The following is a 20557-nucleotide window of genomic DNA, read 5'->3' on the forward strand; positions in this document are numbered from 1 at the left end:
TTTTTTGTATTCCCCTTACAATTAGACAAGACTTAGCAGCTTTTCCCGGACACTTTCCGCCTCATAGTTAGCCAGCAGGGTCTGGTAGGCACGGTCCGCAAGCACTACTCCCTTTTCGTGATCCTGAAGTAATTGAGTCACGCTTTCGGCAAACGTAACCGCATCATCGGCAATCATAATATTCGCGGAATGCTCATACAGCAGCCCTTCTGCTCCTTTGGTGGTTGAAACGACAGGAGTCTTGAGCGCCCAGGCCTCCAGTATCTTCAGGCGTGTTCCGCTGCCCTCCTGCAGAGGGGCGATCACAACCTGCGCCTTCCGTATATAGTCCGCCACACTGTCGACATATCCGGTGATGATGATGGAAGGGTCCTGGTCCGCCAGAGCGGCAACTTCCGGATGCACATCCCGGCCGACGATATACCATTTGATGCCCGGAATCTTGGCTTTGATGAGCGGATAGATCTGACGATAGAAATAGGTAGCTGCATTAATGTTCGGGAAGTAGTTCATATTGCCCGGGAGGATAATCCACGGCTCTTTCGGAAAAAGCGTATTTGTCCGATAATCGCCCATCCGGATGAAGTTAGGGATTACGTGGACCTTGATAGAATTTGTAAAAGAAAGTGCCTTAAAGCTCAGCCCATCCTGTTCGGATGTTGTAAGCAGCAGATTGGTCTTGTCCATCAGCTTAAGCTCATCTCTGCGCGTCCATACCGCATTAAGGGAATAAAAGAGTTTGGCGATCCCCCTCTTCCTGCGGGCAAGCTGTGCAGATAATCCGCTCTCAAAGTTATGCGCGTCTGTAATAATAACTGTGCCAGGCAGGGAACGGCGCACAATGTCAATGCAGCAGCCGAGCAGACTATGGGAAATAAAGACATGGCTGTATGCATGCTGTCCGCAGAGCTCTGTAATCTTCTCTTTCATATCCACATCTACATGGCTCATATAAGAGCAATTGCGCCATTTGTACAAGGAGCGAAGCATCGCCTTGCGGTAATTCATTGTGCGCTTCACCTCATGCACGGTAAGGGACGGTATGGCCTCCGTATCTTTGGAACCTGAATACGTTAAGAGATCCACATCGTATTTGGCGAGTAAAATATTCAGAATATTGCCCGTTCTCAGCTTGCCACCGCTATCCTGCGGAAATGGATTCTCTGCAGATATGAACAGCAATTTTTCCCTCATGGCTTCTTCTCCTACTCTCCATTTATCTATCTGTCTCTGGCAATGCCAGGTATCTAGCATATATTACCCCAAAGTTCTAAGAAGTTTTGTCGTTTCTTGGCTAATGCAAAAATAATTTCAAAAAACTGTAATTTTACGAAGCCCGGACGCAAAACAGCGCTGCTCCAATAACAGGAGAAGCGCTGCGCTGCTTAGATATGTTGTTCTATATAAAACGCATTTTAGATGACAACTAATCAAAAATGTTGTAATAGCGGGTTGAACCCGTGAAACCCTTGCACATTCAGGAATGTGCTTCAAACTCCCTCGCTGCATAGCCATGGCTACGGACCACACAATTGCGTCCGCGCTGCTTCGCCTGGTACAGGGCGGTATCGCTCAGCTTGTACAAAGTATTGAGCGGGACGCGCTCGCCCGAGACAATCGTAATCAGACCGATGCTCACGGTATAAGAGAGTGTTATGCCATCAATGGTGGCGTCCAGCACGGACCGGCGCAGCCGCTCAGCCACCTCCTCACTGGCTTCCTCATCCGACCGGTGCAGCAGCACAGCGAATTCTTCGCCGCCGAACCGTCCGAACAGGTCCCCGTTGCCGAGCTGACGCTCAATTCTGCGGGCAAAGTCGCGCAGCACCTTGTCGCCTGTATCATGGCCATAAGTATCATTCACCTGTTTGAAATGGTCCACATCCAGCAGCAGGAAAGAGAAGGGCGCCATCTCCTTGGCAGCCGCAGCAATCAGAGGCCGGACACGCAGCACGAATGCTCTGCGGTTAAGGATGCCGGTGAGTTCATCGTATGTGGCTGCACGCTCCAGTTCCGCATAGGACTGCTCCCTGGAGAGCAGCATGAAGCCGGCAGTTCCGAGAAACATCAGCAGGTATATTCCAATATAGAAAAAGACTTGAATCCACTCACCAACGGGTGAGCCCTCAGGCGGAAGATATACCAGTCTGCTTGCATAGCAGAGCATCGAGAGAATAACAATTCCGTATAGCAGGCCCATAATTTCCTGAAGCGGTGTTTTTTTCATTTTCCAGCATAGTATATACGCAGGATAACTCAGCAGCAGTGCCCCAGCAAGCGAGGCAGACGCAATTAGCCGCGGCTCGTCCGGAGACAGCAGATACTGTAGAAGCAGACCAAGCGCGGCACATCCGGTTAGTGTATAATAAATCCGTTTTATCCGTTCGGAATAGTCCTCCAGCATCTTGAGCAGCGCGAAGATTTCTGCGGTTCCTCCGGCCAGATTCAAGAGAAGAATGCAGGGGAGCACAGTCATAAATACACGATATTCCCTTAACAACAGAAGGATCATAATCACCAGCTGCAGAATTTTGGCGGTCAGGAACAGCAGGGATGTACCATCTTTCGGAGAATGCGACCGGTAAGCCAGAGTAAGCATAACCGTAAAGAAATTACCAAAAAAGAGACACGCCAGCAGTGTCTTGAAATCCAAACTGGCAACCATAGCGTCGCACCCCCATGCTCATCGATGTCATATGTATGATGTGTATAATCCCATTCTTTTACCCGGCTCTGACCACACGGTCCCGTCCGTCCTGCTTCGCCTGATACAGGGCTCTGTCACTAAGCTTGTACAGAGTATTCAAGGCGGTCTGCTGTTCAGGAAGTATTGTAATCATTCCGATGCTTACGGTATACCCGCCGGCAAGACTGTCTCCCGAAGCTGCCTTGACGGCTTGGCGCAGTTCTTCCGCCTTGCGGCTGCTGTTCTCCACATCCTGCCCATAGAGCATAATGGCAAATTCTTCGCCGCCAACCCGGCCGAACAAGTCACCGATTCCCAGCTGGCTCTCAATGGTAAGCGCGAAATCCTGGAGTACTACATCGCCCTTGTCATGTCCATATGTATCATTCACTATTTTGAAATGGTCCAGATCCAGCAGCAGCATTGAGCAGTATTCACGCTTTCTTGCTGCCATTGCCAGCTTCAGCTCAGCTTCTATCAGGAAAGCCCTGCGGCCAAGGATTCCGGTAAGGCTGTCATAAGCGGCTATGCGCTTCAGCTTCTCATAAGAATGCTCATTGGAGAGCAGGATGAACGCTGCAATTCCCACGATCAGCATCAAAAACATCCCCAGGTAATACAAGTACTGTGCCGGATTACCTGTCAGCGGTCCCATCTCCGGCTCCAGAATCAGCGCGACAAAGGACCGCAACAGCATCACGGCAGCAATGGTATAAAATACGCTTCCCATTATTCGCTGGAGCGGAGAACGTTCTTTACCCGCTGTCAAACGGTAACCAGGGTAGATCACAAACAGCATTACCCATAGCGAGGTCGTGGCCACCCTCAGGTTCGCATGGTTGAAGAATAGCGCGACGATAGAAAAGCTCAGAACACTGCCCACAACCAGCCCCCAATAATAGAGCTTCGCCTTACGGTCCATCATCCCCATCATCATCAGCAGGGCCGAAATTTCCAGACCTCCTCCAGCCAGAATGAGTGCATTGCTCACAGGTATGACGATCCAATGGGGAATATAATCCCATAGCAGAATAGAGCCCCAGAACACGACCTGAAGCCACTTTGCAGTAATAAACAGGACCGAGGCGGTATCCTTGGCGAAATGGTAGCGGTAAAAGGTAATCAGCAGACCGGAAAACAAGTTTCCCAAGATGAACAAGTACAACAGTGTATTAATATCAAGCTGAAAGCTCATGAGTACACCACCAAATATACGGGAATACCTTCTCTTTTATGGAGGAACATATCATTCACAAGCTATATCGGCAAAATGGCGGTTAATTTTCACTTCTAATTTTCCAGACGGGCCAGATGCCTCCAGACATAAAAAGAAGAAACGGCTTCGCTGTCCTTATTCAAGGAACGGAAACCGTTTCTGTTAAAATACCTACCTATCCTATTAACGATTCTTCAGATCATCCGCCAGAGCATACCCGACCTTCCAGATATCACCCGCACCCATTGTAATCACCAGATCACCGGGAGCAATGCGGTTCTGCAGGTCAGCCAGCACAGCTTCCTTCGTCGGCAGATGCCGTGCACCGGCGTTGCTGTTCTGCACAATCAGCTCTACCAGCTTCGCAGAGGTGACTCCCTCGATCTGTTTCTCTCCGGCAGGCGAGTAGATATCGGTAATAATCACTTCATCCGCTTCGCTGAACGCACGGCTGAACGCATCCAGCAGGAAGAAGGTACGCGTGTAGCGCTGCGGCTGGAACACGGCGATAATCCGTTTGCCTGTAGCCTTGGCAGCACTAATGGTAGCCTGAATCTCCGTTGGATGATGCGCATAATCATCAATGACGAGAATCTCGTTGATCTCTCCCAGCACCTGGAAGCGCCGCTTGGCACCGTGGAATTTCACGATTGCTGCAGCGATCGCTTCAAAGGCAATGCCGGATTTCAGACAGGAAATTACCGCCGCCATTGAATTATACAGATTGTACTGCCCCGGAATAGAAAGCTCAATACGGCCCAAAACCTCTGTACCGCGATTCATCGTGTACGACACCTGGCGGTCGCCCAGAACGATGTCGGTCGCCGTGTAATCTGCAGTCTCCGAATGAATTCCGTAGGTGATAACCGTACCTTTTACTTGAGGCAGCAGAGATTTCACATTCTCATCATCCGCACACACAATAGCCGTTCCGTCCTCACGCAGCTGGTTCATAAACTGCACATAAGCTTTCTTCAGTTGGCCGAAATCACCGCCGTAGTTCTCCAAATGGTCGGCTTCAATATTCGTTACAATCCCCAGCCAAGGATGATACTGCAGGAATGAGCCATCACTCTCATCCGCTTCGGCTACAACGAATTCCCCTTGTCCTGCCTTGGCATTCGTACCGACGTTCATGATCTCCCCGCCAATAATATACGTAGGGTCCACTCCACAGTCTTCCATAACCAGAGCAATCATCGACGAGGTAGTCGTCTTGCCGTGCGCACCCGCAACAGCTACACCCTTGCGCTCATTCAGCAGGCGGGCAAGCATCTGCGAACGGTGAAGAATCGGTATTTTGAGACGCTCCGCTTCTACCCATTCTACGTTATCCGACGCAAGCGCCGTAGAATATACGACCAGATCCGCGCCTTTGACCTGTTCGGCCGTATGTCCGATGTAGACCTTGGCACCCTTAGCAATCAATTTCTCCGTTAACTCTTGGGCAGCTACGTCAGAACCCGTAACTGTATATCCCATCTCCAGCATCACCCGGGCAATCGCGCTCATACCGTAGCCGCCGATCCCTATAAAATGCACACGTTCAGTAGTATCCAACAGTTCGTCACCAGCCTTTTTCAGAATCGGGTTGCCGTAAAAGCGTACTGCGTACATCAGAAATCAAATACAGCGTTCCGGACACGACCGCAAGGTCATCGTCCGCTGTGATCGTCTGCAGCAGATGCAGCGCTTGGCCCCAATTACGTTCTACTATGATTTCCAAGTTTTCCTTGGCATATTTATTCCGCAGACTTTCTGCGATGGCCTGCAGATCTTCCGCGTCCATTTTCTTCCGGAAATCCGGTTCGGTCAGGATGAGCGTATCCACTATAGGCAGTATATGCTTGAGATACGACTCGTGATGCTTATTTGCCAGCATCCCCATGAGCAAATTTAATTTACCGTATGGCCCAAACTGCGGAAGACTCTTGGCCAGGCTCTCTGCACCTTCCGGATTATGCGCTCCGTCCAGAATAATTCTGGGCGAAGTGCCTACTTCCTCCAGCCTGCCGGCCCAGAATGTACCGCGGAATCCCTCCAGCACATCCTCGTCCTCCAGCATGAAGGCCATATACTGCCGCAGCACCTCAAGGACCATCATAGCTCCCGCTGCATTCTCCAGCTGATGTTCGCCTTTCATAGCGATTTCCAGTTCAAGCGAGCGGAATGGACCCACGAAGGTGAAATGCTGGTGGCCGTCCCTGAGCTCTACGCCACTATAGCTGAAATCTTCTCCAGCCAAATATAGAGTAGAACGGGTAGACGCCGCTTTAGCCTTCAATACAGCAATGGCTTCCGGCTGGCTCACGCAGCTGACTGCAGGAACGCCCGGCTTAATGATTCCGGCCTTCTCACCGGCGATCAGCTCCAGTGTATCCCCGAGTACATCGGTATGATCATGTCCGACATTCGTGATTACAGACACTACCGGAGTAACAATATTCGTTACATCCAGCCTTCCCCCAAGACCTGTCTCCCATACGACTACATCCGGATAACAGACTTCGCCATAATAGAGAATGGCCAGTGCCGTCGACACCTCGAACATGGTCGGCGAACCCAGTTCGCCGCCTGCGATCTCCTGAACCAGCGGACGAAGTTTATTAACGAGTTCCAGCAAAGTCTCTTCAGGTATATCGATCCCGTTGTACTGGAAACGGTTGGTGAATTTCGTGATATAAGGAGACGTAAAGGTCCCCACCGTGTACCCGCTCTGAATCAGTACACGGGTCAGAAATGCACAGGTAGAGCCTTTGCCGTTCGTCCCCGCCACGTGAATGAACTTGAGCTTGCGGTGCGGATGACCCAGCTTCTCCATCAGAAGCTCTATCCGCTCCAGCCCTGGCCGGATACCGAAAGGAATCAGGCTGTTGATCCAGTCTACCGCTTCTGTATAAGAACTTAAGGGAGCGGTACTGCCGCTCCGGGTGATCTCTTCCATATCCCTTATCCTCTCAGCTCTGCGATACGGGCGAGCACTTTCTCGCGTCTATCCGAATAGTCCGCCTGCTTCGCCCGCTCCTCTTCGATGACTTTCGCTGGCGCCTTGGCTACAAAGCCCTGATTGCCGAGCTTTTTCTCCACGCGTTCAACTTCGCTGTTCAGTGTCTGGACTTCTTTTTCCAGACGGGCAATTTCCTGTTCAATGTCGATCAGTCCTGACAACGGCAGAAGCAGCTCGGCTCCTGCAACCACAGCGGACATCACTTTATCCGGTGTCTGCGGCGCAAGGCCTGCTTCGAAGGAAGAGGTGTTGCAGAAGCGCCCGATGTAATTGTCGTTGCGGGAAATAATGTCCAGGGTTTCTTGACCCCCGGCTTTGATAATCAGTTCTACCTTCTTGCTCATTGGCACGTTCACTTCCGCACGGATATTACGAACGGCACGGATAACATCCATCAGGAGATTCATCTCTGCCACTGCCTGCGGATTCTCAAGCGCAGGTTCATACTTCGGCCATTCGGCCAGCGTGATTGTGTCGCCCTGATGCGGCAGATGCTGCCAGATCTCTTCCGTAATGAACGGCATGAACGGATGAATCAGGCGCAGCGTGCGGTCCAGTACATAGGCCAGAACCGATTGTGTCTTGGCCTTGGCAGCCGCATCCGCTCCGTACAGCGAGAGCTTGGCGAATTCGATATACCAGTCGCACAGATCATCCCAGATGAAGTTGTACAGCAGCCGGCCGGTCTCGCCGAACTCGTACGAGTCAATTAGACGCGTAATATCGCGGGAAGTTTCGTTCAGGCGGTGTAGAATCCAGTGATCTGCCGTGCTGAGCTCACCGGTAATGTCGATATCCTCAAAAGAAACACCTTCGAGATTCATCAGTGCAAACCGTGAAGCATTCCAGATCTTGTTGGCAAAATTGCGCGCCTGCTCTACCTTTTCCATCCGGAACCGCAGATCCTGGCCGGCCGTGCTGCCTGTAGAAATCATGTAGCGCATGGCGTCCGCACCATACTGTTCAATAACATCCAGCGGGTCGATCCCGTTGCCGAGCGATTTGGACATTTTGCGTCCTTCCGCATCGCGTACGAGACCATGCATCAGCACATCAGAGAATGGCTTCTCCCCGGTGAATTCCAGCGCCGAGAAGATCATGCGGGCTACCCAGAAGTAGATGATATCGTAGCCGGTAACCAGCACATTGTTCGGATAGTAACGCTGATAGTCGCTGCTGCTCTCATCAGGCCAGCCCAGCGTGGCGAACGGCCAGAGGTTCGAGCTGAACCAGGTATCCAGAACATCCTCATCCTGCTTCAGGTCCGTTAGACCGCTGATTCTGCGCGCTTCTTCTTCATCATTCGCAACAACGATCTCACCGGTAGATTCGGAGTACCAGGCCGGGATGCGGTGGCCCCACCACAATTGGCGGGAAATACACCAGTCGCGTACGTTCTCGATCCAGTTCAGGTAAGTCTTCTCAAAGCGGTCCGGTACGAAGTTAACACCGCTGCCATCCTTCTGCGCTGCGATGGCCGCTTCTGCCAGCGGCTGCATCTTTACGAACCACTGGGTGGACAGGTAAGGCTCAACTACGGCTCCCGAACGCTCGCTGTGTCCAACCTGATGTACGTGGTCCTCAATGGATACAAGTACGCCCTGCTCTTTCAGGTCAGCAATGATCGCCTTGCGGCAGTCGCTGCGGTCCAGTCCCTGGTATTTGCCTGCTTCCGCATTCATAATTCCGCCTTCATCCATCACATTAATCTGCGGAAGATTATGGCGCACGCCCATCTCAAAGTCGTTCGGATCATGTGCCGGGGTAATCTTCACCGCGCCGCTGCCGAAGTCCTTATCTACATAGTCATCAGCGATAACCGGAATTTCCCGCAAGGTAATCGGCAGGATCAGCGTTTTGCCGATAAGATCCTTGTAACGGTCATCCTCCGGATGTACTGCAACCGCTGTATCGCCCAGCATCGTTTCCGGGCGGGTTGTAGCTACCGTAAGGTAACCGCTGCCGTCCTTAAGCGGATAGCGCAGATGATACAGATGACCGTTCACTTCTTTATATTCAACCTCGATGTCCGACAGAGCCGTGCGTGCAGCCGGATCCCAGTTAATGATGCGTTTGCCGCGGTAGATCAAACCTTTCTTATACAGCTGAATGAATACCTGGCGGACGCCGCTGGACATTCCCTCATCCAGGGTGAACCGTTCACGCGAGTAGTCCAGCGACAAGCCCATCTTGGCCCATTGCCCGTGAATCGTCTCCGCATATTGCTCCTTCCAGGCCCATACCTGCTCCAGGAACTTCTCGCGTCCCAGATCATGGCGGGAGATGCCCTGCTGGCGCAGCTTCTGCTCTACCTTGGTCTGCGTGGCGATACCCGCATGGTCCGTTCCCGGCAGCCACAGCGTGTCAAAGCCCTGCATCCGTTTGGTACGGATCAGAACATCCTGCAGTGTGAAATCCAGCGCATGACCAATATGCAGCATTCCTGTTACATTCGGCGGAGGAATAACAATGCTGTAAGGCTGCGCATCCGGACGTTTGCCTGCTTCGAAGAAGCCGTTCTCCATCCAGTAAGCATACCATTTCTTCTCCGCTGACCCCGGATCATAGGTAGTCGGCATATCGCTTTGCTTGTGATGCGCAGTAGCGGTGTCTTCTGCCGCTTCCAGCTGGTTCGTCAGCTCTGCTGCTGTATTGTTGTTATCAGCCATTGTGAACCCTCCATTAGAGAAAATGATGAGAAGCTTTTTGTATTCTGTAACGATCTGACAAGAGGAAACGGCTTTGCCGTCCTTACTACAGACGGTACCGTTTCAGCGAGAAATATAAGGATGATTGATCGAGTGAAACATACAAATCCTTATATTTAAATACAAAAAGACCCTTCGTCTCAAAGGACGAAAGGCCATTCTTTCGCGGTACCACCTTTGTTTCGCGCTAATCAGGTGTAAACGGCTGCGCCGTCCTTCATGGGACGGTATCCGTTTCAGAGGAAATACAAGGATAATGTATAATGTAAAACCTATACTTTCTTGTATTTCAAAAATAACCCCCTGCCTCAGGGCCCTTTTACAGGTCCGGAAGCTTAGCGCGACACTCATGCAGATAACGGCTGCGTCCGGCCACATCCTAACCTGGTCTCCATAAATGTGGAGGCAAGCTCAGAAGGGCGACTCCGGGGCGACTTCGGGGGCTGCATCCTGCGGAAATTCACAGCAACTACAATTCCGCTCTCTGAAGGGCTGACCGCCTACTCTTCCCGTTCCCAGTCTTTATGCTAGTTATTACTTATTTCAATAATACATTCAGTCCTAATCCTAGTCAACCAGCATACACACAAAGGGCAGAGTTTATACCACCCGGTTCAAAAAACTGTCTAAAGGAGTTGTAGGCTTCCAGCTTAACGGAGAATGTGCTTTCTTGGCATCGATAATACCCTATGTAAAAATAAGGCTGCCCCAAACAGCCATGTACATGGCTTGTGGGACAGCCCCCCGCAACTTCCTGCTAGCATCCCCCGGTCCATCTTAGGGAATATACAAAACCTGGCCTTCTTCTACATTCTGTCCGGAGAGCCGGTTGTACATGGACAGCTCTCTGGTACTAAGCTGATATTTCTCGGCAATCGTATCCAGTGTTTCTTCCCGCTGAACGATACAGAGCCGAACTTTGCGGAACAGCTCTGTACCGCCAAGGCCGCCGATGAACCGGCTTTTCCATTCGGTATCATTCCCTGCCTCAGGAATAACCGCCGCTTTGGAGGCCACCTCCTCGGAATGGAGAATCTCCTGCTCTTTGCGCGCGCGGCTGGAGCTGAGCAGCGAAGAGAAGGTCAATGGCTCCTGTTCGGCAATTGCCGGATCTTTTTTGCTGCCCAGCGCAATCTTGAGATCCTGCTTCTCCTCCTGTGGAGGTAAGAATTCCTCGGACACGAAGCTCTCATTGTCTATAGCCTGAACCTCTTCAGGCACTTCTTCATTCTCGGCCAGCACCGCAGCATCGTCACTGGCTGCGGATGTGAATACCGGCTCTGCCTGATTGGCTGCATGAAGATTGGCAGTACCCCAATGATCAACGGTATTCAAGGCGGTTGTCCCTGCCGGGAGCCCTGCTTCCTCCGTACCTGCCTTGAACGAATCATTCACCGCAGCAGGCTCTTCTGTCTTCTCGCGGGTAGGAAGAAAGTGACTGGAGACCGGTTCAGCCGCAGATTTGCTGTGATTCTCCCCGGAATCCGCTATTCCGGATAGAGCGGTTGCGGGCGAGGAATCCAGGCTATGCGTCCTCACCTTGGCTTCCTTGTCCTTCAACTGGGCGGATACTGAGGCCGAAGGCTGAGTGTACAAAGAGCCTTCCAGGAATAGCGGATTACCTGCAGCTTCCACGGATTCCGCATATTCCTGATCCTCCACAGAAACCTCCGCGACACCTTCCCCGTAGGTCCAGAGCGAATTTTCATATAGCGCATCATTCTCCGGCCCGCGGTTACCCTCTTCCGCCTTGTGGTCTTCAGCCTCAGGGGAATAGGCTACTGTATACTCCTCCTGCTGCCAGGCCGGCTGGGTATCCGCGTTTCCGATTCCGCGCAGCGAGAGCACCCCTGTTATGTTGACGGTTCGCATCGTAAGCAGGTCAATATCGAAATTCTCGATCTCAACCCCTATGTCTTCAAGTGAGCTGACCCGGGTCAGCGGGACTGTAATTTCAACAGGAATCGCGTGCTCCAGACGCTGTGTACGATCATCTTCCCCCCGGTAGAGTCCGGTGAGCAGCAGTTGCCCGTGCAATTCCGCCCGGTCCTCCCGCTGGATTACCTGGATGTCGGGAATCAGCTCGACTTCCTCCAGTTCAGCTATTCCCGGAAGCTCTTCCGAAAGGTGAATGCGTTCATAAATATCAAACCGCAAGCCGTGTGACTGGTCAAACACGGGAAATGTCCTCCTTCTTGGCATAATCTATCCCTGAGACAAGCCCAGAGCATAAGCCCAAAATGTTACTCCACTCATGTATATGCTTCAATCAGGAAGGCATGACAAACTTTGCCGCCTACTTCGGCGGACAGGAGATTATTTCGGATCGGTGAGTACTGTAAGAGGGTCCGGAATGGAATAATCGTGCGGGAGCCTAGCCCGCATGCTCGCTGCCAGCGGAATGCCGGGATACATCGCATTCAGCACATCGGCTGGATGGAAGGCTCCGGGAACCGGTCCGGCCGCCGGCTCTGCTCCCAAGATTGAACGGACAGCCGGGCTTTGTACGCTCTCACGCATACTTATGGCTTTACGGTATACATTCAGCGTTCCGGCCGCCATGACATCCAGTGAACGGCTACGCTGCGCCCACTCCCTTGCCTGGAAGCCGGTACGTACTCTCAGCTCCTCATTATCCAGCAGCTGCTCCAGCAGCCGGGCCAGCAGGGTGGCATCACCGGGAGGAATAATAAGCCTCCCGGGACAGTGCCCCGTGCACACTGGAGACGAGAGGAACCGCACGGCGCATAATCCGCCGCAGCGCATAGGAGGCAATGGGGTCCTGGGCATGAATGACATCGTAATTCTCCAGACCCAGAACCGCCGCTCCACCCTCAAATACATAACGCCCCAGCTCAAAGCTGAATATGCCATGCTCCAGATGCAGATGCGGGAATAAGGTAATATCGAGGTGCGGGAGCAGCAGGGTATAGAAGGCTTTTTTATCAAAAGAAGCATTCTGCCCCAGCAAGTACAAGGTGTTGTTCTCCACATGGCTTCCCATGAGTGTAACGGAGTGTCCCTGTTCGCTCAGCTTATCGGCAAGCTGTCTCATATACGTCCAGATCCCGCCCATATTGGTAAGGCCCCAGTAGGTAACCAGCAATATTCTCATAACTTCCTCTCCCCGGCTAATAGATTCACTTCTGCACGAGAGCAGACGGCTCCACTTTAACAAAGTATTATATGAGCGCTGCCGGATATAGGACATGGGTGTATGGTTCAATCTATAATAATTTCAAAATAACTTTATAATCAAAAAACGTCTTTTCGGTTATAATCGGTATACATCCTGAAAGGAAAACTTCTGTCATGTCTAAAGCACGGGTATTTGACCTTTCCCTGTTTGCCGCTTCCGTTGCTATAGCTTTCATTCCCAAACATGCTATAGTTCTGGACGATACATATATCAAGGCGCTGGTGCTCTATACGATCTTCTCCAGCTTCTACTTTCAACTGCGCATCGTGACCCGGAGCGGGAATTCTACGATAGATTATGCTATAAGCTATACCTCTTCGTTCGGAATTTTTGCCGGACCGCTAGGCACCCTTCTGTTCGAAACCGTATACCGCTTCATTGTATTTTTCTATAAAAAGTTGACAAAAACCGCCGATCCGGGCGAATTTCTGGATACGTTCTACAACATTGGGTCCTTTACACTGGGCGGTTCGGCCGCGTATTATCTGTACACTGTGCTTCACCCTTTTGCGGAGAGATTTCCGCTCGGATACTGGCTCCTGTTTCTCCTGGTCGTCTGTGTCACCACATTGCTGTCCTCCACTTTCCTGATCATAACCTTCGCGCTCTCAGGAGACATCAAGACACGTAAGGAAGCCCGTCACCTGCTGTTCCGGAGCCGTAACCTGCTTGATTTCAGCAAGGTAGCTCTGACCAATGCACTGCTCCTGCGCCTGCTGCAAATGGAGAAATGGGAAATGCTGATTGCCCTCTTCCTGCTCAATTACATCGTCAGCCTCTCCTTCTATTCCAAATCGCAGAGCGCCCAGCACAAATATGAACGCGACAAGTTCGAGCAGATGGCTTACCGTGACTTCCTGACAGGAACTTATAACCGGGCTCACATGGATAAGATGATGAAGGAGCTGAACCAGAGCGGGGAATATATCGGAATTGTAGTGGCGGATATCGACCGTTTCAAAAAAATCAATGACTCCTTCAACCACGCCGTCGGTGACCGCGTCATTATTGATTTTGCCGATACACTGAAGCAATTCCTGCAGGAGGAAGACATCCTGTTCCGCAGCGGCGGGGAAGAATTCACTGTGTTTCTCAGGAACCGAACCTTTGAGGAATGCCAGTTACAGATTCAGGCAATCCTGGACAGCCTTCACGGACACTGCGTAACCGCAGAATTCGAGGAACAGATGATCCGCGTGCCATATTCCGCCTCGTTCGGACTATATTATTACAAGGCAGACCCCGGCCAAAAAACTTCTATGGAAAAAGGGTATGTCTACGCCGACCAGCTTCTGCTTGAATCCAAAAAACTCGGCCGGAACCGGCTCTCGTACCGCAATGACCTTCGTCCGTAGCCGGACTTTAGAACGGTGAAGATCAGGTACGGGAGCGCTGTGCATTGCAACAAAAGAACAAAAACGCAAAGCAGCGATCCTCCAATAATAAGAGAATCGCTGCTTTATTGACATTTAAAGCTTTTGAGAGGATAAAGGGCCTGTCTTCGCCAGTATAAACCAACATCGGGACGGATACCGCTTGCCTCTACAGCTCAGTGGCATTAAAGGTATCTCCGCCTTCAATAGTGCCGGAGTTGAACCCTTTGTAGAACCAGCGTTTGCGCTGCTCGGAGGTACCGTGAGTGAAGCTGTCGGGCACCACATAGCCTTGTGCCCGCTTCTGGATCGTGTCGTCACCCACCGCGCTCGCCGCGGTTAAGGCTTCCTCCAGATCCCCTTCCTCCAGCAGGTTCATTCCTTGGGCATGCTTCGCCCATACCCCGGCATAATAATCGGCCTGCAGCTCAAATCGGACCTGATATTTGTTAAATTCGGTCTCGCTCAGGCTCTGGCGCAGCGAATTTAGCTGCTCGGAAGCCCCCAGCAGTGTCTGCACATGATGACCCACCTCATGGGCAATTACATAAGCCATGGCGAAATCGCCCGGCGCATTGAATTGCTGCTGCAGCTCGTCGTAGAAGCTGAGATCGATATACAGCTTGGCGTCCCCGGGGCAATAGAACGGCCCGACTGCCGAACTGGCGGTTCCGCAGGCAGAGTCCACACTGCCGCTATAGAGTACCAGCGTAGGATCCTGGTACGTTTTTCCCTGCTCCTGGAAGACCTCAGACCAGACATCCTCGGTATCGGCCAATACTACGGAGACAAATTCCGACAACTCCTTCTCCTGTGCGGTCTGCTCGTAAGGAACATTAGAGCTGGTACTGGAGCCTGTGGAAGTCAGATTGCCCATAATGTCACCGATATTCCCGCCGCTCAGCAGCGTAACAATCACCACAATAATAATCCCGCTAATTCCGCCGCCAATCAGCTTGCCGCCTCCGCCTCTGCTTCCTCTGCGGTCTTCTACATTCGAGCTGCCTCTTCTGCCCTGCCATTTCATGGCCCAACCCCCAGTTATGAATTCCGGTTTACAGGATGTATTTCATCTTAATACTGTTATACCCATAAACGCAGGGGTCCCACTCGCCGGGGTATAAATTGCTTGAAAAAAAAGACCCCTCCGCAGCCGCAGCCGTGAAGAAGTCTTCTAATCGGATTATTAAAAAGGCAGCCTATTTCGCAGCTTTAGCAGCTTCCAAAATGGCTTTCAGGTAACCTTGGGTATCCACCAGAGTAGCACCGCTTACAGCATCAACTACTTGCTCAGCGGTCTTGTGTGTAAGAGTCATTTCAAGAGACTTGATAGTTTTGCCTGTAGCGAATTTCTCAACGGCAGCCAGGTTCTTGTCATAAGAAACTGTGGAGCCTGCGGCTTCAGCCATATGCTCGCTGTAGTATTTAGTGTTAGCTTTCTTGGAAGCCAGAACCACGTTAGGGTCTTTGTAGCCGTTCAGACCAAATTCTTTATCCGAGTTAGGAACGCCAGTTGCTACATCTGTACCCAGGAATTGATAATCATCCAGCGAAGCTGCAACGATTACGCCGTTCTGTACTACAGCAACAGCTACTGTGAAGCATTTGGTACCATGGGCAGCCGCTTCCACCCGGCCTACCTTAAGTGGTGCGCTCGCTGCAGATGTTACACTGTTCAGGGCGCCGCTGTTGCCTACCCCTACAAGTGCCAAAGAGATGCCAGCTACGAGCATTAGTTTTGTTACTTTTTTCACAAATATTCCCCCAGTTAATGTTATGAGATACGCTTACATACTATATTTATCAATATATTGGATACACGTCTATTACAAATGTTACTAGTTAACTGCAAATAATTGGGATATGTATTTTTAACAGGGAAATGAAGGGATAAATGGAGGTGAAACGCAATAAAAGACAAATTCCCCTCCATCAAATCAGCAACAATGTCAGCTGCAATTCTCTTTCACAGTCACTTTATTATTTGTTATCGTAACCTTGGAATATCCGGATAAAGATTCGGTGTAGGAGCATACCCCTATGGTCTGAAGGACATCCGGCGCTCTGGGATCTGTATATTTCAGATAAATGCCCCCTTCACCGCTTAAGCTAAGCCGGGGTCTAATTTTGATTGTTTTTCCGCTGCTGAGCGTTTTCCCGAGTTCATCTGTGGAAGCGCCGGCAGCTGCGCCCGTAACCACACCAGTCTCAAGGATGCTCAGATCAAAATCGGACTCATTGTTTACTGTCACCCTGAAGCTCTGGAACTGGGCAGCCATACTCAAAATGCCGTATTTGCTGTTCACCTGTGCGGCCATTATAAATACGGCGGCAATAACCGCTGTACCCAGTGCTGTTGCCAGGACTACTCTGCGATTGCTTCTCATAAACTCATCTCCTTTACAGTAAGACGAACTGCATCGCGGAAATGTATCAGCCGCCCTGCGCTCCGCAAGAATATTTACAGCCGGATAGGCCTGGGTAACAGAACAGCAAGAGCTTGAAAAGAAATAGCAGCGTTGGCCTTATTCAGCCAATCTCTGTCGCTTCTATCAAACTGTTCTGCAGAAAGCAAAAAAAAGCAGCGCCCCTCCTATGAGAGAATCGCTGCTTTGCTTAATTTACATAGCTTCGCGGATGGAGATTAGCTGCTATATGAAATTCCATTTCAAATGGAAACTCGGAAACCTTCTATAACCGGCAGTTTAATTGCACGAAATACAACAAAAAGGGTAACCAGTTGCTAATCAGACGATTTAGTTGTACAAAGTACAATTAAGCCATACTGCGTACCTTAGGCATTATACTAGTTCAGCGGCTCCCCGCCTAATTGCACGCGAAGCTTCCGCATATCCTCCGGCCACGGATCAGATACTTCGACCCTGCTCCGGGTCCAGGGGTGAGCAAAAATAAGCTTCTCGCCATGCAGCGCCTGCCGGTCTGCACCTTCCGGCTTCGCCTTAGCCTTAAGCTTAACCTCCGGCCTGCCCGGACCAGCCAGCTTACCTGGCTCCAACAGTCCCGGTGTAATGCCCGCCTTCTCCTGCTCTTCGAACCAGGCTGTAATGGCCGACTTCACCTTACCCGGCTCTGTACGCAGCGGCAGCTTATCGTTCTTGCTGCCACCCGCACGGACACTGGCCGTATGCCAGCCGGGTCCGCCGTAGAGGTCATCCCCGTACAGCGGATGGCCCGCATGACTGAGGTGGACACGGATCTGGTGCGTGCGCCCCGTCTCCAGCTGCACCTTCAGCACAGTTCCGCCAGGCAGCGCTTCCCGCCCTATGATTCGCGTGACCGCCGCCTGTCCTCCCGGCGAGACCCGCCGGCGCGCCGCATGATGGCGATCACGGCCGATCGGGGCATCAATCACGGTAAGCTCAGGCGGCACACTGCCTTCCACAATCGCCGCGTAAAGGCGGGATACGGTTTTGTCGCGCATATCCTCGTCCAGTACAAGCTGGGCGTATTCGTTCTTCGCATAGAGCACAGGTCCTGTTGTATCCTTATCCAGCCGGTGAATATGGCGGACGGCTACCCCTCCACCGGAAGCGGCATAATGTGCTGCGACGATATGATCCAGCGTTACGCCTGCTCCGCTGCCATCCGGATGAACCGCCATGCCCGCCGGTTTATGGACCACGAGGCAGAAGTCATCTTCGTACAGTACTACAAGCTCCTGCCATACCGGCTCAATACCCGCTTCCCGGTAAGGGAACAGGGATAGCATCAGCCGGTCGCCCTTCCACTGGATGCCGCCTTCGCGGCGCAGCCGCGCATGCAGCTTCTCCGGCATCCCGGCCGTGCCGAGCAGCCAGGCGTCAATGGCTGCCTGCCTGTCGGCCGCAGCCGTAATCACCCGGCCTGGCATGACTTGAAGCCACTCTCCGCGCCGGATCCATTTGCCGCCGCCGGTGATGTTCCTGATGACCGCGCCAGTATTCCCTGTATCTGCAGCCGCTCCACCAGGGATATTTGTGCCGGACAACTCCTCCGGCCCGCCTGTCATAGCGACTTCAGGGCATTATAATGGCCCTCAATCGTATCATCAATATCCTGCTCGCTGTGCACAGCGGATACGAACATGCCTTCAAACTGGGATGGGGGAACGCTGATGCCCTGATCAAGCATTTTGCCGAAATAACGCTTGAACAGATCCAGGTTGCTGGTCTTGGCCGTCTCGAAGTTGACCACCGGTCCTTCAGTGAAGAACGGGCAGACCATAGAGCCCACACGGTTAATGGTGAGAGGGATGCCAGTTTCCTGCGCGTTACGCTTAAGGCCGGCTTCCAGACGTGCACCCAGCACCTCCAGACGGGTATACACTTCAGGTGTCAGCAGCTTCAGCGTGCTGTAACCCGCCGCCATGGCCAGCGGATTCCCGCTGAGTGTGCCTGCCTGGTAGATCGGACCAGAGGGGGCGATTTGCTCCATAATCTCTCTTTTACCGCCATAAGCACCTACCGGGAGACCGCCGCCGATAACCTTGCCGAAGCAGGTCAGATCAGGGTCCAGCCCGAAGAGCCCTTGCGCACAGCCGCGGTCCACCCGGAAACCGGTCATTACTTCATCAAAAATCAGCAGCGCGCCGTACCCCGTCGTCACCTTGCGCAGACCCTCCAGAAAGCCCGGAAGCGGAGGCACTACACCCATATTCCCGGCAATCGGCTCAACAATCACAGCGGCAATCTCATTGCCGTAACGTTCGAACGCGATTTTGACCCCTTCCAGATCATTGTATGGCACCGTAATGGTGTTAATGGCTACGCCCTCCGGCACACCGGGGCTATCCGGCAGACCCAAAGTAGCTACCCCGGAACCGGCTTTGATCAGCAGGCTGTCGGCGTGGCCGTGGTAGGAGCCCTCGAACTTGAGGATTTTGCTGCGTCCTGTATATCCGCGGGCCAGCCTGATGGCGCTCATCGTAGCTTCCGTTCCCGAGTTCACCATGCGCACAATGTCCACCGATGCTACACGTTCCACCACGGTTTTGGCCATTTCCGTCTCCAGCAGTGTGGGTGCGCCGAAGCTTGTCCCTTTAACCGCAGTCTCCTGCAGCGCCTTCACCACTTCCGGATGGGCATGGCCCATAATCAGCGGTCCCCACGAGCAGACGTAGTCGATGAAGCTGTTGCCGTCGATATCGTAGATGCGTGAGCCTTCGCCTCTGTCTACATAAACCGGGGTCAATCCTACGGATTTGAATGCCCGGACCGGGCTGTTCACTCCTCCCGGGATATACTGTTTTGCTTCTTCAAAAGCTATGCGGGAAGCCTCTTCCCTGCGTGTAAGCGGCACATTGCCCATACTTCTTCACTCCTGCTCTGCTGAATTTATACAGCTGAATATAGTCTAGCCGCGCAGCCAGCGCGCTGCATCCTTGGCGAAATACGTAATAATAATATCTGCTCCGGCGCGCTTCATGCCGGTCAGCATTTCCAGGACAACTGCCTGCTCATCGATCCAGCCCTGCTGTGCGGCCGCTTTTACCATTGAATATTCACCACTCACGTTGTACGCCACCAGCGGCAGATCGAACTGGTCGCGGATCGTCCGGATGACATCCAGATAAGCCAGCGCCGGCTTAACCATCAGCATATCAGCGCCTTCCAGCACATCTGAATCGGCCTCACGGATCGCTTCCCGCAGATTGGCCGGGTCCATCTGGTATGTCTTGCGGTTACCGAACTGCGGCGCAGAATCCGCTGCTTCCCGGAAGGGGCCGTAGAAGGCGGATGCGTATTTTACCGAATAGGACATAATCGGCACATGCTCAAATCCATTCTCGTCAAGGCCGCTGCGGATCGCCTGCACGAACCCGTCCATCATATTGGAAGGCGCGATAATATCCGCACCGGCCCGGGCCTGGGATACCGCCGTGCGGGTCAGCAGCTCCAGCGAAGCATCGTTGATCACATCGCCATGTACTACGCCGTCAACTGTATGGGTATGTACCATACCGCAGTGGCCGTGGTCGGTGAATTCACACAGACAGGTGTCGGCGACAACCAGCAGCTCGGGGTACCACTGCTTAATCAGCCGGGTAGCCTCCTGCACAATGCCATCCTCAGCGAAACCGGAGGAGCCGATGGCGTCCTTCGTTTCGGGAATGCCGAACAGCAATACGGCCGGAATTCCCAGGGAGGCAATCTCATCCACTTCCGCCTTCAGGGTATCCAGCGAGAAGTGGTACACGCCGGGCATGGAGCCGATCTCATTCTTCACACCGGTACCGTAGGTTACAAATATCGGCTGGATAAAGTCCAGCACGTTCAGGACGGTCTCCCGTACCATTCCGCGGATTCCGGCTGTACCGCGCAAGCGGCGGTGTCTAGTCATTGGAAAGCTCATTGCTGTTTCCTCCTGTA

15 protein-coding genes and 1 pseudogene are annotated in these 20557 nt (G+C 52.4%); 1 reads left to right on the forward strand and 15 read right to left on the reverse strand.

All coding sequences use genetic code 11. From position 1 onward, the window contains the following. Positions 1–21: 21 nt before the first annotated feature. From R50912_RS25945 to R50912_RS25985, 9 genes are all read right to left on the reverse strand, one after another. Positions 22–1194, reverse strand: a complete 1173-nt coding sequence (locus R50912_RS25945; protein WP_042238864.1) for a glycosyltransferase family 4 protein — start codon at positions 1192–1194, stop codon at positions 22–24. A gap of 283 nt (positions 1195–1477) precedes the next feature. Further along, the gene (locus R50912_RS33580) at positions 1478–2665 is read right to left on the reverse strand and encodes a GGDEF domain-containing protein (RefSeq protein WP_052416698.1); all 1188 of its coding nucleotides are present in this window, start codon (positions 2663–2665) and stop codon (positions 1478–1480) included. 58 nt (positions 2666–2723) lie between these two features. After that, entirely contained in the window at positions 2724–3881 is a 1158-nt protein-coding gene (locus R50912_RS25955) for a GGDEF domain-containing protein (protein WP_042238867.1), read from the reverse strand. 204 nt (positions 3882–4085) lie between these two features. Continuing rightward, positions 4086–5462, reverse strand: coding sequence for a UDP-N-acetylmuramate--L-alanine ligase (gene murC, locus R50912_RS25960; RefSeq protein WP_042238869.1), 1377 nt, complete (start codon positions 5460–5462; stop codon positions 4086–4088). A gap of 7 nt (positions 5463–5469) precedes the next feature. Then, positions 5470–6846: a bifunctional folylpolyglutamate synthase/dihydrofolate synthase gene (locus R50912_RS25965; protein WP_042238870.1), complete on the reverse strand. Its 1377-nt coding sequence runs from the start codon at positions 6844–6846 to the stop codon at positions 5470–5472. Between the two features lie 5 nt (positions 6847–6851). Further along, positions 6852–9488 carry a valine--tRNA ligase gene (locus R50912_RS25970; protein WP_042243305.1) on the reverse strand — a complete coding sequence of 879 codons (2637 nt, stop codon included), beginning with the start codon at positions 9486–9488 and terminating at the stop codon, positions 6852–6854. A gap of 906 nt (positions 9489–10394) precedes the next feature. After that, entirely contained in the window at positions 10395–11795 is a 1401-nt protein-coding gene (locus R50912_RS25975) for a LysM peptidoglycan-binding domain-containing protein (protein WP_042238871.1), read from the reverse strand. Positions 11796–11933: 138 nt separating this feature from the next. Next, a complete protein-coding gene (locus tag R50912_RS25980; protein ID WP_197072984.1) occupies positions 11934–12359 on the reverse strand; it encodes a glycosyltransferase in 426 nt (141 codons plus the stop codon). Continuing rightward, a complete protein-coding gene (locus R50912_RS25985; RefSeq protein WP_042238876.1) occupies positions 12292–12732 on the reverse strand; it encodes a glycosyltransferase in 441 nt (146 codons plus the stop codon). The genes R50912_RS25980 and R50912_RS25985 overlap by 68 nt, the downstream gene beginning before the upstream one ends. Positions 12733–12929: 197 nt before the next feature. Here R50912_RS25985 and R50912_RS25990 point away from each other — a divergent pair, with 197 nt between their 5' ends. Further along, entirely contained in the window at positions 12930–14171 is a 1242-nt protein-coding gene (locus R50912_RS25990) for a GGDEF domain-containing protein (RefSeq protein ID WP_042238877.1), read from the forward strand. Positions 14172–14358: 187 nt separating this feature from the next. On the opposite strand, the gene ypfJ is transcribed toward R50912_RS25990, so the two are convergent. From ypfJ to hemB, 6 genes and pseudogenes are all read right to left on the reverse strand, one after another. Then, positions 14359–15216 carry a KPN_02809 family neutral zinc metallopeptidase gene (ypfJ, locus tag R50912_RS25995; RefSeq protein WP_042238879.1) on the reverse strand — a complete coding sequence of 286 codons (858 nt, stop codon included), beginning with the start codon at positions 15214–15216 and terminating at the stop codon, positions 14359–14361. A gap of 172 nt (positions 15217–15388) precedes the next feature. After that, complete coding sequence (locus R50912_RS26000; RefSeq protein WP_042238882.1) at positions 15389–15943, reverse strand: hypothetical protein; 555 nt, start codon at positions 15941–15943, stop codon at positions 15389–15391. A 195-nt stretch (positions 15944–16138) separates the two neighbouring features. Continuing rightward, on the reverse strand, positions 16139–16576 hold the full coding sequence (locus R50912_RS26005) for a hypothetical protein (protein WP_042238885.1): 438 nt from the start codon (positions 16574–16576) through the stop codon (positions 16139–16141). 770 nt (positions 16577–17346) lie between these two features. After that, a pseudogene (locus tag R50912_RS26010) lies at positions 17347–18108 on the reverse strand (RluA family pseudouridine synthase); the annotation flags it as partial. A gap of 86 nt (positions 18109–18194) precedes the next feature. Beyond that, the gene (gene hemL / locus R50912_RS26015; protein WP_042238888.1) at positions 18195–19496 is read right to left on the reverse strand and encodes a glutamate-1-semialdehyde 2,1-aminomutase; all 1302 of its coding nucleotides are present in this window, start codon (positions 19494–19496) and stop codon (positions 18195–18197) included. A gap of 45 nt (positions 19497–19541) precedes the next feature. Further along, complete coding sequence (gene hemB / locus R50912_RS26020) at positions 19542–20540, reverse strand: porphobilinogen synthase (protein ID WP_042238890.1); 999 nt, start codon at positions 20538–20540, stop codon at positions 19542–19544. Between the last annotated feature and the right edge of the window lie 17 nt (positions 20541–20557).

Origin of the sequence: Paenibacillus sp. FSL R5-0912 (assembly GCF_000758605.1) — a bacterium.
In the GTDB taxonomy this organism is placed as follows: Bacteria; Bacillota; Bacilli; order Paenibacillales; family Paenibacillaceae; genus Paenibacillus_AQ.

Excerpts from the sequence above, each read along its gene's own strand:
- R50912_RS25945 (WP_042238864.1), bottom strand. The coding sequence starts at position 1,194 with ATGAGGGAAAAATTGCTGTTCATATCTGCAGAGAATCCATTTCCGCAG.
- R50912_RS33580 (WP_052416698.1), bottom strand. The coding sequence starts at position 2,665 with ATGGTTGCCAGTTTGGATTTCAAGACACTGCTGGCGTGTCTCTTTTTT.
- R50912_RS25955 (WP_042238867.1), bottom strand. The coding sequence starts at position 3,881 with ATGAGCTTTCAGCTTGATATTAATACACTGTTGTACTTGTTCATCTTG.
- R50912_RS25965 (WP_042238870.1), bottom strand. The coding sequence starts at position 6,846 with ATGGAAGAGATCACCCGGAGCGGCAGTACCGCTCCCTTAAGTTCTTAT.
- R50912_RS25970 (WP_042243305.1), bottom strand. The coding sequence starts at position 9,488 with ATGCCGACTACCTATGATCCGGGGTCAGCGGAGAAGAAATGGTATGCT.
- R50912_RS25985 (WP_042238876.1), bottom strand. The coding sequence starts at position 12,732 with ATGAGAATATTGCTGGTTACCTACTGGGGCCTTACCAATATGGGCGGG.
- R50912_RS25990 (WP_042238877.1), top strand. The coding sequence starts at position 12,930 with ATGTCTAAAGCACGGGTATTTGACCTTTCCCTGTTTGCCGCTTCCGTT.
- ypfJ (WP_042238879.1), bottom strand. The coding sequence starts at position 15,216 with ATGAAATGGCAGGGCAGAAGAGGCAGCTCGAATGTAGAAGACCGCAGA.
- R50912_RS26005 (WP_042238885.1), bottom strand. The coding sequence starts at position 16,576 with ATGAGAAGCAATCGCAGAGTAGTCCTGGCAACAGCACTGGGTACAGCG.
- hemL (WP_042238888.1), bottom strand. The coding sequence starts at position 19,496 with ATGGGCAATGTGCCGCTTACACGCAGGGAAGAGGCTTCCCGCATAGCT.
- hemB (WP_042238890.1), bottom strand. The coding sequence starts at position 20,540 with ATGAGCTTTCCAATGACTAGACACCGCCGCTTGCGCGGTACAGCCGGA.